General features: G+C 73.6%; 15 protein-coding genes. 4 read left to right on the top strand and 11 right to left on the bottom strand.

The features are described 5' to 3' along the window. Positions 1–314: 314 nt before the first annotated feature. Positions 315–1502: a 4-hydroxybenzoate 3-monooxygenase gene (locus IF00_RS0130970; protein WP_030323761.1), complete on the bottom strand. Its 1188-nt coding sequence runs from the start codon at positions 1500–1502 to the stop codon at positions 315–317. 192 nt (positions 1503–1694) lie between these two features. Next, positions 1695–3656: a VWA domain-containing protein gene (locus IF00_RS47185; protein ID WP_078944909.1), complete on the bottom strand. Its 1962-nt coding sequence runs from the start codon at positions 3654–3656 to the stop codon at positions 1695–1697. A 257-nt stretch (positions 3657–3913) separates the two neighbouring features. On the opposite strand from IF00_RS47185, the gene IF00_RS0130960 reads away from it, so the two are divergent. Beyond that, positions 3914–5986, top strand: a complete 2073-nt coding sequence (locus IF00_RS0130960; RefSeq protein WP_030323757.1) for a PhoX family protein — start codon at positions 3914–3916, stop codon at positions 5984–5986. 32 nt (positions 5987–6018) lie between these two features. Here IF00_RS0130960 and IF00_RS0130955 read toward each other — a convergent pair whose 3' ends face one another. From IF00_RS0130955 to IF00_RS0130920, 8 genes are all read right to left on the bottom strand, one after another. Next, entirely contained in the window at positions 6019–7008 is a 990-nt protein-coding gene (locus IF00_RS0130955; RefSeq protein WP_030323755.1) for a hypothetical protein, read from the bottom strand. A gap of 90 nt (positions 7009–7098) precedes the next feature. After that, a complete protein-coding gene (locus IF00_RS0130950) occupies positions 7099–8574 on the bottom strand; it encodes an APC family permease (protein WP_030323754.1) in 1476 nt (491 codons plus the stop codon). A gap of 197 nt (positions 8575–8771) precedes the next feature. Continuing rightward, positions 8772–10724, bottom strand: coding sequence for an FUSC family protein (locus IF00_RS0130945; protein WP_030323752.1), 1953 nt, complete (start codon positions 10722–10724; stop codon positions 8772–8774). 95 nt (positions 10725–10819) lie between these two features. Further along, positions 10820–11056: a DUF2630 family protein gene (locus tag IF00_RS0130940; RefSeq protein ID WP_030323750.1), complete on the bottom strand. Its 237-nt coding sequence runs from the start codon at positions 11054–11056 to the stop codon at positions 10820–10822. A gap of 18 nt (positions 11057–11074) precedes the next feature. Continuing rightward, positions 11075–12154 carry an endonuclease/exonuclease/phosphatase family protein gene (locus IF00_RS0130935; protein ID WP_030323748.1) on the bottom strand — a complete coding sequence of 360 codons (1080 nt, stop codon included), beginning with the start codon at positions 12152–12154 and terminating at the stop codon, positions 11075–11077. A 4-nt stretch (positions 12155–12158) separates the two neighbouring features. After that, entirely contained in the window at positions 12159–12596 is a 438-nt protein-coding gene (locus IF00_RS0130930; protein ID WP_030323746.1) for a hypothetical protein, read from the bottom strand. 14 nt (positions 12597–12610) lie between these two features. Beyond that, positions 12611–13042, bottom strand: coding sequence for a DUF7144 family membrane protein (locus IF00_RS0130925; RefSeq protein ID WP_030323745.1), 432 nt, complete (start codon positions 13040–13042; stop codon positions 12611–12613). 37 nt (positions 13043–13079) lie between these two features. Further along, complete coding sequence (locus tag IF00_RS0130920) at positions 13080–13886, bottom strand: alpha/beta fold hydrolase (RefSeq protein ID WP_030323743.1); 807 nt, start codon at positions 13884–13886, stop codon at positions 13080–13082. Positions 13887–13971: 85 nt separating this feature from the next. Here IF00_RS0130920 and IF00_RS0130915 point away from each other — a divergent pair, with 85 nt between their 5' ends. The 3 genes from IF00_RS0130915 to IF00_RS0130905 all read left to right on the top strand — a co-directional run bounded on the left by IF00_RS0130915 (position 13972) and on the right by IF00_RS0130905 (position 16596). Further along, positions 13972–15315 carry an aminotransferase-like domain-containing protein gene (locus IF00_RS0130915; RefSeq protein ID WP_030323741.1) on the top strand — a complete coding sequence of 448 codons (1344 nt, stop codon included), beginning with the start codon at positions 13972–13974 and terminating at the stop codon, positions 15313–15315. A gap of 325 nt (positions 15316–15640) precedes the next feature. After that, complete coding sequence (locus IF00_RS0130910) at positions 15641–16084, top strand: RidA family protein (RefSeq protein WP_051820688.1); 444 nt, start codon at positions 15641–15643, stop codon at positions 16082–16084. 107 nt (positions 16085–16191) lie between these two features. Then, on the top strand, positions 16192–16596 hold the full coding sequence (locus IF00_RS0130905) for a hypothetical protein (RefSeq protein WP_030323738.1): 405 nt from the start codon (positions 16192–16194) through the stop codon (positions 16594–16596). Here the strand turns inward: IF00_RS0130905 and IF00_RS0130900 are convergent. Beyond that, positions 16554–17123, bottom strand: coding sequence for a hypothetical protein (locus IF00_RS0130900; protein WP_051820687.1), 570 nt, complete (start codon positions 17121–17123; stop codon positions 16554–16556). The genes IF00_RS0130905 and IF00_RS0130900 overlap by 43 nt on opposite strands. Between the last annotated feature and the right edge of the window lie 118 nt (positions 17124–17241).

Below are 17241 nucleotides of genomic sequence, written 5' to 3'. Positions count from 1 at the left end.
GGAGTCGTCGGCAGCGTCAGATGTGTATAAGAGACAGGGGGAAGGGGCGGCGGAACGGGGGCAGGCGGGAGGAGGGAACGGGAAGGGGAAGGGAGGGCAGGGGAGGGCAGGGGAGGGAGAGCCACGGCCCCAAGGGCGGTCGGGCTCGGAGCGGGCAGGGGCACGGGCAGCACCGGGCCGGGTGGGCCTGCTCGGGCGGCGGCGGTCGGGCGGGGCGAGGCCGAGGTGACGGGTCGGGGCCGGAGGGGCGTGAGGTGCCGTGGAACGGGCCCGGTCCGGTGCGGAGACGGACCCGTCCGTGGCTGTACGAAAGGTCAGACGCCCACGTAGTTCTCGGCGAACCAGTCCTGCTGGGCACGGGAACTCCGCAGCGCCTCCATACGGGCACGCCGCAACCCCTCCTGGAAGGGCGAGGTGCTGCCGTCGGGGCCGGGCACACGGTGCAGGAGCTGGATCATCCAGTGCGAGAACTCCTGGGCGCGCCAGATGTGTTCGAGACACCGCGCCGAGTACCGGTCGAGTCCCCCGGAGTCCTCGTGCAGCAGGTCGTCGGCGAGGGCGCGGGCGAGGAGGTCGGCCTCCAGCACGGCGAGGTTGGCCCCCTTCGCGGCGGAGGGGCTGAGCAGGCTCGCGGCGTCGCCGACGAGGAACAGCGGGCCGTGGCGCAGCGGTTCGAGGACGTCCGACTCGAAGTCGACCACCGTCCGCTGCAGGATCCTCCCCCGCCTCAGGGGCCCGAACTCCTCGGCCCGCATCCGCAGGCCGAGCTCGTCCCACACCCGATCGTCGGACCAGTCGTCCGGCACCGTGCCGCGCGGGCACTGGAGGTAGTACCGGGTGACCTCCGGCGAGCGCGCCATGTGCCCCGCGAATCCCCGGGCGTGCGTGGCGTAACCGACCGCGTCGAGGCTCGGGGGCGCCTCGGCCAGCAGCCCGAGCCACGAGACCCCGTGGTCACGGTGGTGGTGCCGTACCGCGCCGGACGGCAGCGAGCGGCGTCCCGCTCCGTACCGTCCGTCGCACGCGGCGACGTACCGCGCCCGCCAGTGCGCCGTACGGCCGTCCGGCTCCCGTACGGCCACCGAGGGGCGCGGTCCGTCTAGGCCGGTCACCTCGACGGCCTCGGTGTCGAAGCGGATCCGCCCGCCCGCCCCGAGGAAGAGCCGGACGAGATCGGTCACCAGGTCGTGCTGCGGATAGACGGTGTGCGGCTCGCCCTTGCCGAGCCGGCTGTAGTCGAGGCGGAACCGCCCGCTTTCGGTGCGGAACTCGCAGACGCCGTGATCCTGCCCGCGCTTCCGCAAACCCTCGTCGAGGCCGTGCCGGGCCAGTACCCGCGCGGTGTGCGGGGCGAGGAAACCGGCCCGCGCCCGCTGCTGCACGTGCTCGCGGCTCGCCCGCTCCAGGACGACACAGTCGACGCCGCTGCGCAGGAGGAGGTTCCCGAGCACCAGCCCGGCGGGGCCCGCGCCGAGAATGACCACGTCGGCGGTGTGGGTCATGTCCGTTACGCAGGAAGGATGTTGACTGTCTGTCACGAGAATGGATCTTAGGGGTGGCGTAACTCAGCGGATGCTGAATATCACCCGAATGCAGCACAGGAAGAGAAAAGGATTCTGCCGGGCTCACGCCCGCGGGCCGGGTCCGGGAAGATCCCGGACCCGGCCCGCGCCGTGGAACTGCTTCTCGGAGCCTCAGAACTCCAGGCCCGCGAGCAGGCCGCCGTAGAAGTCCGCGTGCGCGGTCCCGGCCGGGGCCGCGCCCGCGAAGAACGTGCCGGTACGAGGAGTGCCGTCGAGCTTCCGGACGAAGTCGAAGGCCTTGTTGTCCTCCTCGCCCCAGACCACGAACCGCCAGTGCAGCGGACGCTCCGCCGCCTCGGCCAGGGCCTGGGCGGCGGCGGTCTTCGACTCCGGCGCACCGTCCGTCTGGAAGACGACCAGGGCGGTACGGGTCGGGTCGGCCTTCTCGTGGTGGGCGAGGACCTCTTCCACGGCGCGGTGGTAGTTGGTCCGGCCCAGGCGACCGAGGGTGGAGTTGACCTCGTCGATACGGGTCGGCGTGAGGTCGGCCGGGGTCAGGTCGACCGTCCCGTCGATGTCCGTCGAGAAGAACACCGTCGTGACGGTGGCGTCCTCGTCGAGGTGCGCCGCGAGCGCCGTCACCTGCTCGGCGAGCCGCTGCACGGACCCGTCCTTGAAGTACCCGCGCATCGAGCCGGAACGGTCGACCACGAGGTACACGGCGGCCCGGGCCCCGGCGAGGCCCTGCGCCTGCAGCTGCGCGGCGGCGGCGGCGTGGGCGTCGGCCAGGTGCGGGGGGAGGCCGTCGCCGGAGGCCGGGACGGTGACCTCCTCCGGCTCGGCGGGAACCCCGGCGACCGTGCCGGCCTCCGCGGCGGCGGCGGCGAACTCCGGCTCCGGGGCGGGGGCGGGTGCCTCGGCGACGACGGGCTCGGCCTCGGCCTGCGGCTCCTCGGTCGGGGTTGTGCCGTCGGCGACGACAGCGGCCTCGTCCTGCTCCTCCGGGGCGGGCTCGGCCTCCGCCGCGGGAACCTCGGCGGCGGTGGTCACTTCCGGCTCGGCCTCGGCGGCCTCGGCGGCCTGCGGCTCCGCCGCGACGGCCTCGGGCTCCGCCTGCTCCACCTGCGGCTCCTCGGCGGCCTCCGCCACCGGGGTCGTGTCGTCGGCGACGACCTCGGTCGCCTCGGCGGCGGGGGCCTCCTCCGGCTCGTCAACGGCGGCGGTCGCCTCGGCCTCGGCGGTGTCGGCGGTCGCCTCCGCCGTGTCGGCCTCGGCCTCGACAGCGGCGGTCGCCTCGGCCTCGGCGGTGTCGGCGGTCGCCTCCGCCGTGTCGGCCTCGGCCTCGACAGCGGCGGTCGCCTCCGGCGCCACCTCGCCGGCCTCGGCCTGCGGCTCCTCGGCGGCCTCCGCCGTCGGGGTCGTGTCGTCGGCGACGACAGCGGCCTCGTCCTGCTCCTCCGGGGCGGGCTCGGCCTCCGCCGCGGGAACGTCGGCGGCGACGTCGGTCGCCTCGGCGGCGGGGGCCTCCTCCGGCTTCTCCTCCACGTCAACGGCGGCGGTCGCGGTCGCCTCGGCGGTGTCGGCGGTCGCCTCCGCCTTCGCCGTGTCGGCCTCGGCAGCGGCGGTCGCCTCCGGCGCCACCTCGCCGGCCTCGGCCGCCTCCGTGGACGCGGTCTCCGTCGACTCCACGGCGGCATCCGTCGCCTCGACGTCCGTCGTGCCCGCCTCGACCGGCGCGGCAGCGGGCGCGTCTGCCTCAGCCGTCACCTCAGCGGCGGCAGCCGGCGTCTCCACCTTGCCCACGGGCTCCGTCGCGGCCGACGGCGTCTTCGCCCGGGCCCGCGGGATCTGCGGATTGTCGAACGACGCGGCGACCAGGTCGTCCGCCGCCCGGCGTGCCACCGCGTCCGAGGTGTCCGTGGACCCGGACCCGGACGACGCCGTGGCCCTGGCCGGAGTCGTCGTCGCGGCCGGGGAAGCGGCCCCGACCGTCGCCTCGGCCGTGACCGTCTCCGCAGGCGAAGCCGTCGCCGTCGACGTGGTCTCACGCGTCTGGGGCGGGACGACGGAGGTTGCCGGCGATTCCTCGCGGTCTCGGCCGAACACCTTGCGCAGCATGCTCCGAATACCCATGGGCGAACCCTTTCGCATGAGTGGGGTGCGTGTGAATGTCCGTACTGGGTGTTTCGGGACGTTCATCCCTGGCCAGGGCGGACACGTAAGGTTAGCGGCCACCCCTCCCCTCCTCGGCGACCCGGTCGCCCCCGGTTGCCGTGCATTCATTCGTCGTTCACCCGGCCGCCGTCCCTGTGCAGATGTGCGCACATAGCGTCGCCGCCGAAGGTCTACCCGACACCATGTCGGCGCAGCGTGCGCCGGAGGAGGACGAAGTGCGCAAACTGCTGCCGCTGCTGAGCACGAACCCCCACGGAGGCGGACGTTCCGCTCTCACCTGCCGTTACCGCTGTGGTGACGCCTGCTTCCACGAGGTTCCCAACACCAGCGACAACGAGTACGCCGGCGATGTCATAGCCGGTGTCCTCTCCCGTCGTTCGGCCCTGCGCGCCGCCGCCGTCGTGACGGTCGCCTCCGCCGCCGGCAGCGCCATCGCGCTCGGCAACGCGCCCGAGGCCGTCGCCGGCCAGGAGACGTTCGGCCACGGTCACGGCGCCGGCCACGGCTCCGGCAAGGCCGACGGCGCCCGCGGTCTCCGCTTCACCCCCGTCGCGCCCAACACCGCCGACAAGGTGACCGTCCCCTCCGGCTACTCGCAGAACGTGGTCATCCGCTGGGGCGAGCCCATCCTCCGCGGCGCCCCGGCCTTCGACTCCGAGAAGCAGACGGCGAAGGCCCAGGCCGGCCAGTTCGGCTACAACAACGACTTCCTCTCCCTGCTGCCGCTGCGCGGGGAGCGCGACCGCCAGGTGCTCGTCGCGAACCACGAGTACACCGACGAAGTCCTGATGTTCCGCAACTACGACGCCGCGAACCCGACCCGCGAGCAGGTCGAGATCGCCTGGGCCGCGCACGGCCTCTCGGTCGTCGTCGTCCAGGAGGAGCACCGCACGGGCAGGCTCGCCCCGGTCTCCCGCCACCACCTCAACCGTCGCCTCCACACGACGAGCGCGTTCCAGGTGACCGGCCCCGCCGCCGGCGGCGACCTCCTGAGGACCTCGGCCGACCCCGAGGGCCGTACCGTCCTCGGCACGCTCAACAACTGCGCCGGCGGCACCACCCCGTGGGGCACCACCCTCCACGGCGAGGAGAACTTCAACCAGTACTTCGCCAACGGCTCCAGCGCCACCGACAAGCGCTACGGCGTCGGCACCGGTGCCACCGAGCGCAAGTGGGAGCGGTTCGACAAGCGCTTCGACCTCAAGGAGGAGCCCAACGAGGTCCACCGCTTCGGCTGGGTCGTCGAACTCGACCCGTACGACCCCGACTCCACCCCCCGCAAGCGCACCGCGCTCGGCCGCTTCAAGCACGAGGCCGCGCAGCCCCGTCTGACCGCCGACGGCCGTCCGGTCGTCTACATGGGCGACGACGAGCGGTTCGACTACTTCTACAAGTTCGTCTCCAGCAAGCGGATGAAGAAGGGGAACTCGCGGGCCGCCCGCGAGCACAACCTGACCCTGCTCGACGAGGGCACGCTGTACGTCGCCAAGCTGACCGGCGACTCCCCGGCCGCCGAGATCGACGGCACCGGCAAGCACCCCACCGACGGTGAGTTCGACGGCTCCGGCGTGTGGATCCCGCTCGCCACCGGCGACGTCTCGCACGTCCCCGGCATGACCGCCGAGGAGGTGTACGTCTTCACCCGCCTCGCCGGTGACAAGGTCGGCGCCACCAAGATGGACCGCCCCGAGGACGTCGAGCCGTCCCCGCGCACCGGTCGCGTCTACGTCGCGCTCACCAACAACACCGACCGCGGCAAGCCCGGCAAGGCCGGTGCCGACGAGGCCAACCCGCGCAACCTCAACAAGCACGGGCAGGTCCTGGAGCTCGCCGAGAACTGGGACGACCCGTCCTCCGACGGTTTCGCCTGGCGTCTCTTCCTGGTCGCCGGTGACCCGAACGACCCGGCCACCTACTTCGCGGGCTACCCCAAGGAGAAGGTCTCCCAGATCTCCTGCCCGGACAACGTGGCCTTCGACCCGCACGGCAACCTGTGGATCTCCACGGACGGTGCCCAGCTCGGCTCGCACGACGGCCTGTTCGGCGTCGCCACGCAGGGCGAGCGCCGCGGTGAGCTCAAGCAGTTCCTGACCGTGCCCAAGGGCGCCGAGACCTGCGGCCCGATCATCCAGGACCGCCGTGTCCTGGTGGCCGTGCAGCACCCGGGCGAGATCGACGGCGCCTCCGTCGAGAACCCGAAGTCGGAGTGGCCCGACGGACCCGGCAGGATCGTCCGTCCGTCGGTCGTCGCCGTGTGGCGTACGGACGGCCGCGACATCGGCGTGTAGCGCGGAGCGGCCCGGGGGGCGGGGTGGTTCACTCACTCCACCCCCAGGCCCTCCCTGAACCGTACGAACTGCTCCTCGGGGTCCCCCGTGTACGCCCACGGCACCCACGCCGCCCGTGCGCCGAGCATGCCGAGCAGCTCTCGCGCGATCTCCACCTGGCCCGCGTAACAGGCCGCGTGGACCAGGAAGTTCAGATCGCCGACCTCTTCCGGCGCCACCGGCGCCCCCGGATCGCGGCCGCCGATCCACCGCGCGTGCGTGCGCCGCAGTTCCGTCACCGCGAGCTCGTGCTTCCAGTGCTGGTCGAAGCCGCGCACCGGGCCCCGGCCGAGGGCCCCGTCCGCGATGTACCGGTACTCCTCCACCCGGGCCACCTGCACGAGCACGGGCAGTGGGGAGCCGGGCGGTGCCACCCCCGCCGCGTCCCGCGCGAAGTCGTACATGCTGCCGTGCGTCCCGTGCCACCGCGCCGACCAGTAGCGCAACACCTGGATGTGGCCCTCCGTGTTGTACGGGTCCCGGCGCCGCAACTCGTCGAACCAGTGCCGCAGCTCGCGGCGCGGCACCCCGCCCTCGTACAGCCTGGCCACCGAGAGCAGCGACACCCACGGCATCGGATCGGCGGGCGCCGCCTCGGCCGCGCCCCGGCAGGCGTCGACGGCGGCGTCGATCCGGCCCCGCTCGACGGCCGCGCCCCGGCCGGCCGCGATGGCCGCGTCGAAGACCCGCACCACCTCGGTCGCGGCCCGCAGCACGGCCGCGTCGGGGTTGCCCGGCTCGGCGGCCCGCCAGGTCTCCACGGTGGAGCTGCCGGCGGCCGCGTGCGAGAGGAGCCGCAGCCGGTGGGTGCGGCGTGCCCAGTGGTCACCGGTGGCGGCGAGCAGGTCCCGTACTCCCTGCCAGCGGCCGATGACGATGTCGTGGCGCGCCTCGGTCAGGGCGCGGTCCCCGAAGTCCGGGTCGAAGTCGGGCGCGAAGCGCTCCTGACGTGCCGAGCGCGCGGAGCGGCGGCGTACGGCCATCGGGGGCCTCCTTCGGGTTCGGCTGCCGTCAGAAGTGGTGACTCGCTTGTGTTCCCGTGCTCTTGGCTCTGCTCTTGGTGACGGGCGGGATCAGAAATCCGTTGCGTAGCTCTTGTCCCGGGTTCCGCTTCGCGCGCGCGTGGCCGGGCCCGAGCCCTCCGCGGCCGCCATCGCGCGGGCCGCGTCCAGGCGGGCCGGGCGGTAGTAGTCGCTGCCCCCGCGCCAGTACACGAGCAGCGGGACGACACCGAGGAGCAGGCCGCCGAGGCCGATCGTGAGGGCGGTGGTGGAGAGCTCGCCGAGCGATTCGACGAAGGTCCAGAGCATGAACGCGGAGCCGAGCAGCGGCCAGACGCCGCCGAGCAACAGGTTCCGTACGGAGCGGAGGAGGAGCGACTTGTAGGCGACGACGGCGGCGATGCCCGCGAGGCCGTAGTAGAACGCGATCTGCAGCCCGATCGCGGAGACGGCGTCGCGGAGGATCTGCTGCACCGAACCGGCGGCCGCGGCGGCCGCGAACAGCACCAGGGCGGCGCCGCCGACGGCGACGATCGCGACCCAGGGGGTGTTCCAGCGGCGGTGCACGGCGCCGAGCGCCGACGGCAGGGTCCGGTCGCGGCCCATCGCGAAGAGCGAGCGGGTGACCTGGAGGAGCGTGGTCTCCAGGGTGGCGACGGTGGACAGCAGGACGGCGACGACGAGGAGCTTGCCGCCGACCCCGGGCCAGACCTCCTGGCCGATGACGGCCAGCACGTTGGGTCCCGCGGCACGGATCTCCTCCGCGCTCAGCAGGATGTTGACGACGACGGTGACGGCGACGAAGAGGAGGAAGACGAAGCCGACGCCGACGAGCGCGGCGAGTCCGGCGGTGCGGCGGCTGTTCCGGGTCTCCTCGCTGAGGTTGCTGGTGACGTCCCAGCCCCAGTAGTAGAACGCGGCGATCAGCGCGCCGGCGGCGAAGCCCTGCGCTCCGTCGAACTGGCCGAGGCCGAACCAGGACCAGTCGAAGGCGGTGGCCCGTCCGCGGTGCGCCACGGCCGCCAGGATGAAGCCGACCAGGATCAGCATCTCGACCCCGGACATGATCAGCTGGGCGCGTACGGTCAGCCGGGCGCCGCCCAGGACCACGAGCAGCATCATCAGGAACCAGCCGGCGCCGACGGCCGCCGCGAGCGGGGTGCTGTCGGCGAGGTCCTGGTCGATCAGGGCGAGTGTGAGGGAACCGGCGGGCAGCGAGCCGGCCACCATGAAGACGGTGGCGGCGAAGACGAGGGCCCAGCCGGACAGGAAGCCGAGGAACGGGTGGAGGGTGCGACCCACCCAGGAGTAGCCGGCACCGGCGTTGACGTCGATCCGGCCGAGGCGGGCGTACGCGAGGACGATGCCGAACATCGGTATCGCGCAGTACAGCAGGGCGGCGGGCCCCGCGTAGCCGACGGCTCCGAAGAGCACGGCGGTGGTCGCCGCCATCGAGTAGGCGGGGGCGCTGCCGGCGACGGCCATCACGATCGTGTCGAAGGTACCGAGGACATTGGGCTGGAGCCCTCTGTTCGTGGTGGTGCGCATGGCGGTGTCCTCGGGGCGCGGGGGGTGAGGCAGGACGAAGTGGCCCGTCCGCCGGGCCGGTTGCCGACCGCGGCGGGCGCGGATCACGGTGAGATCGAGCGCATCGTAGTCGCCCGGATGGCTCCGGGTAACGGCGGTGGGGAGGGTTCCGTTCCGTGACCGCCGGTAAGTCCTCCCGTACGCCCCCGGGGGAAGGTTTACCGCAGGTCGGGACCGGCGATGGCGCGGGCCGCGCTGACCTCCTGGCGGAGGGGTGCGAGGACTCCGTTCTCGTCGCCCGGAAGCTCGCTGCGGACCTCGACCAGGGTCTCCGACTCCCGGATCCCCTCGGCGAGTTCCCGCAGCTCCCGCTCGACGGCGACGACCTCGGCGGGGTCGGGACCGGGGGCGCCGTGATCGACCCTGATCCGGGCGGCGGTCGTGGCGTCCACGATCCGCTCGACGGCGACGACGAGCGGCCACCAGGCGGCGGCGCGGGTCCCGGTCGGCGGGGGCTCGGTCAGGGCGCGCTGGAACTCGGAGCGGACGGTGGAGAGATCGCGGTAGAGCTTCCGCCGGGCGCGCAGCCGCCCGCCCTGGTCCTCGGCCCCTCCGAACGCGCAGGTCACATAGGCGGCGGCGTCGGCGACGGCGTCCGCGAGCCGGTCGCCGATCCGGGAGTGCCAGGACTCGGGCCAGAGGAGGTAGCCGGCGATCAGCGCGATGCCGCAGCCGATCAGGGAGTCGTACAGGCGGGGCATGACCAGGTCGAAGCCCTGCTGGTTGAGGGTGTCGGAGAGCAGCAGGATCACCGGGGTGATGGCCGCCGTCTGGAACGCGTACCCCTTCTCTGAGAAGGCCGGGATGAGGGCGGCGAGCACGCACATCACGGGGACGTCCCACCAGCCGCGCGGCACCTCGGCGAGCACGAGGGCGGCGAGGAGGAGCCCGGCGGCGGTGCCGAAGGCGCGAAGCACGGCGCGGGAGAAGACCGAGCCGAAGTCGGGCTTCATGACGAAGGTGACGGTCAGCGCGACCCAGTACGAGCGGGGTACGGGGATCAGGGAGACGAGCGCCTGCGCCAGCCCGATGCACAGGGCGAGACGGAGTCCGTACCGCCAGGACGCCTCGGAGAACAGGGCGGCGCGGGCGGCCCGGCGGACGCGGACCCGGAGCGCGGCGGGGCGGCCCAGCCGGTCGTCGACGTTGTAGGCGTCGGGCTCGGCCTTGTGGACGACGGCGGCGGCGTACCGCAGGGCGTGGTCGACGGCCTTCTCGGCGGGCCGTTCGGGGGTCGGCAGATCGAGTACGGGTGCCCCGGTGCGGCCCTCCTCGACGGCGTCGGCGAGTTCGCGCACGGCCGCGGGGATCGTGTCGGACAGGGGGCCGTGGAGCTGGGCGCGCAGGTGGGCGGCGGGGGCGGCCTCGACGAGGGGGACGGCGACGTTCAGCTGCGCGAGCAGCCGGACGAGGGAGGGCGCGCGGCCGTGCTGGCGGGCCCGGCGGGCGAGGACGAGGTCGTAGGACTGGTTGAGGGAGGCGGTGACGGCCTGTCGCTTCTCGTCGTACGCGGGGGTGCCGGTGGCCTCGTACAGCTCGGCGACGGAACGGTAGGTCGCGGCGACGGCGGACCGCTCGGGCGCGGCGCGGCGGAAGGGCCAGCCGAGCAGGGTGAGGACAAGGACGAACAGCCCGCCGAGGCCGAGCAGCAGGGGCGCCTTCCACCAGGGGTCGGGCATGGGGAGCCCGGCCCCGACGACGGCGTTGAGGAGCAGGAGCAGTCCGGAGACGGAGGCGACGGCGCCGATCGAGGAGATCATTCCGGAGACGAGCGCGACGAGCGTGAGCACGGCGACGGCGACCCAACCGTGCCCGAAGACGAGGGTTCCGAGGGTGACTCCGACGGCGCCGAAGAGCTGCGGCACGGCGATGTTGAGGATCCGCATCCGGTAGGCGTCGGCGGTGTCGCCGATGACCCCGGAGAGCGCGCCCATCGACACGAGTGCCCCGTAGGCCGGCTGCCCGGCGGCCAGTCCGACGGCGAGCGGCGCGGACAGGGCGACGGCGGCGCGTCCGACGGCGGCCCAGGGGATGGGGGTGGGCGTGGGCTTGAACCCGGCGGTGAGCCAGGCGGGCGGGGAGAGCCGGGTGGAACCGGAGGGACGCGCCATGGGGGCCAACGTACCCACCTCCGTGGGGTGGGCGGGCGCGGGCGGGCACCGCCTCTGCGGACCGGTTGCCCACACGGCGGGGGGCGGGCGCGGGGTCAGTTGCGGTAGGACTCGACCTCGGTGGCCGGGCGGAGGGCCGCCGTGTCCGGGTCCTCGCCGAATTCCGCCTTCGCCCTCCGCTGCCGCAGCAGGTCCCAGCACTGGTCCAGCCGGACCTCCAGTTCCGACAGCCGGGCGCGTTCCTCCGGGAGGAGGCCGCCGGTGCGCTGCCGTAGGGCGCGTTCCTCCTCGACGAGGGCGCCGATGTCGTCCAGGATCTCCTCGTTCTCCATGTCCTCCAGCGTCGCCGATCAGCGCGGCCCGCGCAGGTCGAGATCGGCGAGGACCGCCCGGTGGTCGGAGCCCGCGAGGTCCAGGAAGCGGACCTCGCGGACGCTGAAGTCCCTCACCAGGACGTGGTCGATCTGGACGAACGGCGGCAGCGGCGGGCCCTCCGTCGGCCAGGTCGGCGTGCGGCTCCGGTTCGCCCGTCGCGCCGCGTCCTGGAGCCCGCCCGCCGCGAGGATCTCGCGGAACGCCGCGTGGTCCTGCGAGGCGTTGAAGTCGCCCGCGACCAGCATCGGACCGGTGCGCTGCGCCGCGACGGTGTCCTTCACCCGCCCCAGTTCCCGCTTCCACAGGTACACCTGTCCCGGCACCGGCGGCAGCGGGTGCGTCAGCTGGAGCCGTACCGGCACGCCCGCGATCTCCGCCGTGGCTCCGGGCATGCCCATGGCCGCCGGGATCATCCGCCAGTCGCGCAGCGGGTACGAGCTCAGCAGGATCGAGCCGACCGACCCCTCTCCCTCGACGGAGGCGTAGTGGGGCAGCGCCTCGGCGAAGGTCCTGGTGAGGGTGGACCGGCAGGCGCCGTCGCATTCCGACACGAACACGAGCTGGGGGCGTTCCCGCCGCACCGCCTCGACCAGCGACGCCGTCCCCTGGCCGAATTCGACGTTCGCCGCGATGACCTTCACCCGGGCCAGCGGCAGCCCGTACGGGATGACGGCCTGCGGCATGTACGGCACGGTGCTCCAGGCGGTCGTGCCCAGGACGAGGACCGCCACGAAGGTCAGTATCCGGCGCCGGGTCACGGCGGCGAGGAGCAGGGCGAGGGCCGCTGGGACCGTGAGCCACGGGAGGATCGAGAGGAGTTGGGGGACGGGGGTCATCCCGTCCGTGTTCAGGGCGCGGCAGGCCGTGACCAGGGCGGGTACCACCATGAGCAGCCCTGCGGCCCAGGCCGTGACGCGGTGCCTGGGCCGGTGGGGCGGTGGATCGGGGACCGGCCCGGAGGCCGATTCGGGTGTCGGCTCGGGGGTCGCTTCGGCGGGGCTGTCGTTCACGGGTTCCGCCGTCTCCCCGTGCTCCGCGGTCTGGACTCGGTCCACCCCGTCAGTGTCTCAGGGCCTGCGCGATCTCCGCTGTCGGTTCGCCCGAGAGCGTTCGATTGCTGCGCGCCGTACCGGTCTTGGACTTCCCGGGTTCGACTCCGTCGATGTTCAGGACGACCGAGTCGAGGAAGTTCCCGTCCCCGTCCCGGAAGGTGACCATGATCGTGTAGTCGGCGGTCTTGTCCTTCGGGTTGGTCGCGGTGATCTCGGCGACCGTCCGGTCCCCGTCGGTGCTCGTCGGCCCGGCCTTGACGTCGCCGGTGGCGTTCACCCCGTCCTTGACCTCGTTCATCTTCTCCTCGGCGGCCGAGGCGACGGCCGCCGTGGCGGTGGAGACGATGTCGCCGGCCGTCTCCTTGACGGTGTCGCACCCGGTGACCGCGAGGGTGAGCGCGGTGGTGGCGGCCAGGGAGAGGGCCGCCGCCTTCGTGCGTCTCATCGTCCGCCGCCCCCTCAGAACTTCTCTTCGCTGCCGTACGCCTCGTCCGTCGCGAGCGCCCAGATCACGAAGACCGAGATGGCCATCGAGAACAGCGCCCACCACGGCTGGTACGGCAGGAACAGGAACTGGAACAGGAGGTTCAGGGACGCCAGCGCGATACCGGCGACCCGGCCCCACTCCGCTCCCTTGAGGATCCCGAAGCCGGCGATCGCGACCACGATGCCGAGGATCAGATGGATCCAGCCCCAGGTGGTGAGGTTGAACTTGAAGACATAGTCGCCGACTCGGGTGTAGACGTCGTCCTCGGCGATGCCTGCGATGCCCTGGAAGACGTCCATGAAGCCGGTGACGAGCATGAGGACGCCGGCGAAGAGCGTGCCGCCGCTCGCCCAGGCGGCGGAGGAGGACGTGGGCCTGCGGGGTGGTGCCGTGTTCTGGCTCATGGCCCCATCGTCGGAGCGTTCGTACCGTTCCGAACGTTCAGCTGGGCCGTACGAGTGAGCGGAGGTAGGTCTCCAGTACGGCGTTGAAGGCGTCGGGGCGCTCCAGGTTCGGCAGATGCGCGGCCTCCTCGATCACGGCGAGTGCGCAGTGGGGGAGGAGCGCGTGCATGTCCTCCGCGTCCGCGACCGGGGTGTACGAGTCGTCCCGGCCGACCACGACGAGCGCGGGGAACGGGACCGTCGTCAGCGTCTTCCGGTAGTCCGGGCGCTCGGCCCTGCCCCGCAGCGCGGCCGCCGCGCCGGCCGGGTCGGTCGCGCACATCATGCGGTGCACGTGCGGAGCGGCGTGGGTGTTGTACGGGGCCACCATCCGGTCGAGAACCTCGTCGGCGTACCCGCGCATCGCCTCGGCGCCGCCCGCGATCAGCCGGTCGGCCATGGCGTTCCTGGCGGCCTTGCCCTCGTCGGTCTCGGCGGCGGGGAAGGTGTCGGCGAGGACGAGGCCCCGGACCCGCTCCGGGTGGCGTCGGTAGAGCTCCATGGCGATCTGGCCGCCCATGGAGAGGCCCGCGAGGACGCAGTCGTGGATCCCCAGGTCGTCCAGGAGGTCGGTGAGGTCCTCGGCGAAGACACCGAGGTCGGTGGAGTCGGGATACGCGCCGAGGGGGGTGGCGCCGTAGCCGCGCAGGTCCGGGGCGATCACGCGGTGCGTGCGTGAGAAGTGATCGAGCTGGGGCTGCCACATCGTGTGGTCGAACGGATGTCCGTGGACGAGGAGGAGGGCGGGGCCCTCACCCCTGTCCTCGTAGTGGATCTCGGCGTTGACGGTACGGGTGATGTGCATGTCCGCAGGCTAGGCAGCCGCAACTTCTCGGTGCAATAAGATCTTTGCTCTCGGTGCAATCGTCGGATGGAGGCGCGGGGGCCGCATGGAGGAGTACCGGAGGATCGCCGACCGGGTCGAGGCCGCCGTACGGGCCGGGCGGCTGCGCCCCGGTGACCGGCTGCCGCCGCAGCGCGTCTTCGCCCGCCGGCACGCCATCGCGAACTCGACGGCGATCCGCGTGTACGGCGAGCTCGCCCGGCGCGGCCTCGTCGTCGGGGAGGTCGGGCGCGGCACCTTCGTCCGGGCCGCACCCCCGCTCCCGGGACCCGCGCTCGCCGAGGCGACCGGCGCCGCGCCCGTCGACCTCCAGCTCAACTACCCCGTCGCCGAAGGGCAGTCGGAACTGATGGCCCGGGCCCTCGCGTCCCTCGCCCGGTCCGACGTCCTGGCCGAGGCCGTCTCCCGGCCGGCCGCCGCCACCGGCACCCCGGAAGCCCGTGACGCGGCGGCGGCCGTGCTCGCCCGGCCCGGCTGGGCGCCCGACCCCGAGAGCGTGCTCTTCGCCGGGAACGGCCGGCAGGCCATCGCCGCAGCCCTCTCCGCCCTCGTCGCGCCCGGCGGCCGCCTGGGCGTCGAAGCCCTCACGTATCCCCTGGTCAAAGCGGTCGCCGAGACGCTCGGCATTCGGCTCGTACCGCTCGCCCTCGACGAGGAGGGGGTACGGCCCGAGGCGCTCGCGGCGGCCCACCGGGCGGCGCCGCTGGCCGCCGTCTACCTCCAGCCCACCCTGCACAACCCGCTCTCCTCGACCGCGGGGGAGGGACGCCGGGCCGAACTGGCCGAACTGCTGCGGAACATGGACCTGACGGCGGTCGAGGACACCACCTGGGCCTTCCTCGTGCCGGACGCGCCCGCGCCGCTCGCCGCGCACGCCCCCGAGCGGGTCCTCCTCGTCGACAGCCTCTCCAAGCGCCTCGCCCCCGGTCTGACCGTCGGCTATCTCGTCGTCCCGGGACCGTTCCGGGCGGCGGTGGCGGCGGCCCTGCGCTCCGGCGCCTGGACGGCGGGCGGGCTCGCCCTCGCGGCCGCCACCCGGTGGACGGCGGACGGGACGGTCGCCGAGGTGGTCGCGGCCAAGCGGGCGGACACGCGGGCCCGGCACGCCCTGGTCCGACGACGGCTTGCCGGGCAGGTCGTCCGGACCTCGCCGTCCGCGTACTACTGCTGGTGGGAACTGCCCGCGCCCTGGCGGGCGGAGACCTTCACGGCGGCGGCCGCGGCACGCGCGGGCGTGGCGGTCACCCCGGGCGGCGCCTTCGCGGTGGGCGGCCGGGACGGTACGGGGACGGCGCCGGACGCGATCCGGATCGGGCTCGCGTCGCCGCCGCGAGCGGTCCTCGACGGGGCGCTGGGGCGACTGGCGGCGCTGGCGGCGGAGGGGGCCTGAGCGGTCCTGGTCGGGCCCTGGGCCGGAGCGGGTCGGGGTGGGCGACTCGGCCATCGCCGGCGCCGGCCTGCTGCTCCTCTGAGGGCTCGCCTACGGCGGGGTCTCGGTCGCGCTCCAGTCCTGGTTCATGGCCGCCGCCCCCGACGACGTCGAGACGGCCACCGGCCTCAACGTCAGCGTCTTCTGCCTCGCGATCGCGAGGCGGCGCCCTCCTCGGCGGGCTCCTGGCCGACGCGTTCTCCCTCGGTACGGTGCTCCTCGCGGGCGCCGCAGTCACCCTGGCCGCGTTCCCCGTGGCCGCGCTCTCCGGAAGGAACGATCACTCATGACCGCCGTCCAGCCCTCCACCACCGCTCGTACCTCCGCCGACCAGCGGGTCATCACCAACCCCGACACCCTCCACGACCCGACCCCCTTCGGCTACAGCCACGCCGTGTCCGCGCCCGGCGAGCTCGTCTTCATCGGCGGCCAGTACGCCTCCGACGCGTCCGGCTCGCCCGTCCCCGGCGACTTCGCCGCCCAGGTCGAGCTCTCCCTCACCCACCTGCGGCTCGCCCTCGAAGGCGTCGGCCTCGGCCTGGAGAACGTCGTCCGCCTGGGCTCGTACATCGTCGACCACGACATGGCCAAGCTGGAGGCCCTCGGCAAGGGGCTGCACGCCCACTTCGGCGAGCGGCTCCCGGCCCAGACCCTCAGCGGCGTCGCGGCCCTCGCCCTGCCCGGCATGCTCTTCGAGATCGACGCGGTCGCCGTGCGCCCGGCCCCCTGAGCCGGCCGCCCGGCCCGCCGCCTGATCCACTTGCGGGGTGCCCGGCGCGGGTGTGCCCTTGAGGGTGCGGGACGCAGCAGGGGGGCGAGAGACAAGGAGCTCCTGCCATGGCCGCACACGCAGCGATACCCGTCGGGCGGCAGTTCAGCACCCACGGCTGGGGAGTACCGGGCACCCTCGGCGTCCTGTACGGCCTCTGGGCGCCCACCATCGCGCGCGACGGCGGCCCCCTCACCCTGGGGCAGCTGTGGCTCGGACTCATCTCGGCCATCGTCCTCGCCGCGGGGATCCACCTGCTCCGGCGCCACGGCCACGTCCTCCCCCGCGAGGTGCGGGCCGCCGCCTGGGGCGCCTTCTCGGGCATCGCCGTGGGCTTCCTCTTCAGCCTGTCCGATGCCAGCATCCTGTCGTCGACCGGGCTCGGACTCGCCTTCGGCGCGGTCACCGCCACCGCCGCGTACTACCTCTTCTACACCCACGAGGACGCCGCCGGGCGGCCTGCGCCGTACTGACGCCCGCCGCCCCGACGCTCCTCGCCGCGGCGGCGCCGGTGGTAGGCGACCGCCACGGCGGCGAGCAGCACCGGCCAGGCCAGGAGCGGCGCGTAGCAGACGACCAGCAGGGCGTCCTGCGCCGGTGTGGCGGGGATGCCGGGCCCCAGGTCCGCGTACGAGGCGTACGCGCCCCAGGCGGCGATCGCGCACAGCCCCGCCACCCCGGCCAGGGCCGCGCCGGTCGCGGCGGCCGGGTTCACCCGCCGCCCGCCGAGGAACGGCATCCAGCGCGGGAAGACCTCGCCCCAGGAGCGGACGAGCCCCAGGGTGAGAAAGGCGAGCAGCTCGGACACGACGCTGAGGGAGACGACGTACACGGACTCCCCCGCGCTCATGCCGGCACCCCAGTCGGCGTCCTGCGTGACCGGCAGCCCGGCGACGAGCGCGAGCCTCCACAGCCCTGACGGGAGGGTGACGAGCGGGACGGCATGGGCGGCGAGGACGGCCCAACGGGGCACGTCGGGAAGGGCCTTGATTCTCATCATGGGATCAGCGTCCCGCCGGACCCGGCCCCCCGCCGTCGCCCCGAAGACCGTTCCGCCTCCGCCGGGCGGGGGAGACGCGATCCTCCGGGAGACGGGGTCCACCGGGGGCCGACCGCGC

The sequence above is a fragment of the Streptomyces flavochromogenes genome (genome assembly GCF_000717595.1).
Classification (GTDB): domain Bacteria; phylum Actinomycetota; class Actinomycetes; order Streptomycetales; family Streptomycetaceae; genus Streptomyces; species Streptomyces flavochromogenes.
This window is presented reverse-complemented; position numbering and strand designations above follow the sequence as displayed.

Excerpts from the sequence above, each read along its gene's own strand:
- IF00_RS0130970 (WP_030323761.1), bottom strand. The coding sequence starts at position 1,502 with ATGACCCACACCGCCGACGTGGTCATTCTCGGCGCGGGCCCCGCCGGG.
- IF00_RS47185 (WP_078944909.1), bottom strand. The coding sequence starts at position 3,656 with ATGGGTATTCGGAGCATGCTGCGCAAGGTGTTCGGCCGAGACCGCGAG.
- IF00_RS0130955 (WP_030323755.1), bottom strand. The coding sequence starts at position 7,008 with ATGGCCGTACGCCGCCGCTCCGCGCGCTCGGCACGTCAGGAGCGCTTC.
- IF00_RS0130950 (WP_030323754.1), bottom strand. The coding sequence starts at position 8,574 with ATGCGCACCACCACGAACAGAGGGCTCCAGCCCAATGTCCTCGGTACC.
- IF00_RS0130945 (WP_030323752.1), bottom strand. The coding sequence starts at position 10,724 with ATGGCGCGTCCCTCCGGTTCCACCCGGCTCTCCCCGCCCGCCTGGCTC.
- IF00_RS0130940 (WP_030323750.1), bottom strand. The coding sequence starts at position 11,056 with ATGGAGAACGAGGAGATCCTGGACGACATCGGCGCCCTCGTCGAGGAG.
- IF00_RS0130930 (WP_030323746.1), bottom strand. The coding sequence starts at position 12,596 with ATGAGACGCACGAAGGCGGCGGCCCTCTCCCTGGCCGCCACCACCGCG.
- IF00_RS0130925 (WP_030323745.1), bottom strand. The coding sequence starts at position 13,042 with ATGAGCCAGAACACGGCACCACCCCGCAGGCCCACGTCCTCCTCCGCC.
- IF00_RS0130920 (WP_030323743.1), bottom strand. The coding sequence starts at position 13,886 with ATGCACATCACCCGTACCGTCAACGCCGAGATCCACTACGAGGACAGG.
- IF00_RS0130915 (WP_030323741.1), top strand. The coding sequence starts at position 13,972 with ATGGAGGAGTACCGGAGGATCGCCGACCGGGTCGAGGCCGCCGTACGG.
- IF00_RS0130910 (WP_051820688.1), top strand. The coding sequence starts at position 15,641 with ATGACCGCCGTCCAGCCCTCCACCACCGCTCGTACCTCCGCCGACCAG.
- IF00_RS0130905 (WP_030323738.1), top strand. The coding sequence starts at position 16,192 with ATGGCCGCACACGCAGCGATACCCGTCGGGCGGCAGTTCAGCACCCAC.
- IF00_RS0130900 (WP_051820687.1), bottom strand. The coding sequence starts at position 17,123 with ATGATGAGAATCAAGGCCCTTCCCGACGTGCCCCGTTGGGCCGTCCTC.